Origin of the sequence: Streptomyces sp. D2-8 (genome assembly GCF_023184515.1) — a bacterium.
Lineage (GTDB): Bacteria > Actinomycetota > Actinomycetes > Streptomycetales > Streptomycetaceae > Streptomyces.
In genome coordinates this window covers 1-1,094 of record NZ_JAAHBP010000072.1, presented here as the reverse complement: position 1 = coordinate 1,094, position 1,094 = coordinate 1, and the positions used below count along the sequence as shown (strand labels likewise).

Annotated in this window: 1 protein-coding gene; it reads right to left on the bottom strand. The window is 69.2% G+C overall.

The annotated features are described in order from the left end of the window. Nucleotides 1-11: 11 nt before the first annotated feature. Entirely contained in the window at nucleotides 12-758 is a 747-nt protein-coding gene (locus G3I77_RS40570) for an IPT/TIG domain-containing protein (protein ID WP_248512494.1), read from the bottom strand. Nucleotides 759-1,094: the final 336 nt, after the last annotated feature.

Sequence of the window (1,094 nt, the reverse complement as noted above, 5' to 3'; positions counted from 1 at the left end):
TGGTGGGTGGGTCAGATGCCGGGGCCGGCGACGTAGGTGAAGGCGCCGACGGCGGTGTCGGATCCGGCGGGGTTGGTCACGACCACGTCGACCGCTCCGGCGGTGCCGGGCGGGGTGACCGCCGACAGCGTGGTGGCGTTGATCACCGAGAACGGTGCCGGGGCACCGTCGAAGGTGACCGAGTCGGTGGTGTCGAGGTTGGTTCCGGTGATGGTCACCGCTGTACCGCCCGAGGTCGGGCCCGATGTCGGGCTGAGCGTGGTGATCGTCGGGTCCTCGATGTAGGTGTAGGACAGGCCGTTGTTGGTGCCGCCCGCGGTCGTCACGCTCACCGAGACGGGGCCTGCGGCGGCTCCGGCGGGCACCGCGACGCTGAGGGAGCTGTCGGAGTTGACCGTCGGCGTGGCGGTCACGCCGCCGAAGTCCACGCTCGTCGCCGTGGACAGGCCGGTTCCGTTGATGGTGATGGTGTTGCCTCCCGCCAGCGGCCCGGAGGACGTGCCCAGGGACGACTTGAACGGGGCGCCGACGTAGAAGAACGGCACCGGGTTGCTGGTCCCGCCCGGCGTGGTCACCGTGACCCCGACCGTGCCGGTCCCCGAGGGGGACACGGCGGTGACCTGGGTGGGTGAGACCTGGGTGACGCTGGTGGCCGTCTTGCTGCCGAACCTTACCGCGCTGGTGTTGGACAGGTTCGTGCCCGTGATGGTCACCAGCGTGCCGCCGCCGGTGGAACCCTGATTCGGAGAGATAGGCATGGCTGTACTCCTCGCTCTTGGTGGGGACATGCGAGGAACCGGCACAACGGGCCAGCCAGCCGCCGGCGGCAGTGTCACAGGGACAAGACCATCACGCGGTCAACGCCACCAGGGGCCAGGGAGAACGAACAGAGACGACGCGCCGCCGTGGCCACGGCCCAGCGCGCTGCAGCCTCCCGGCTTCTCCTGTGGGCAAAGAGAAAACCGGCAAACGGCTGCCCGTCTCAAGCGTTCCCCCGGCACGGGGATGGGCAGCCCGCCGGTTCACACTCTCAGTGACCCACACACCCAACCGGGTGACAAGACACCCCCACCACCAACCACCCAAACGGAGTA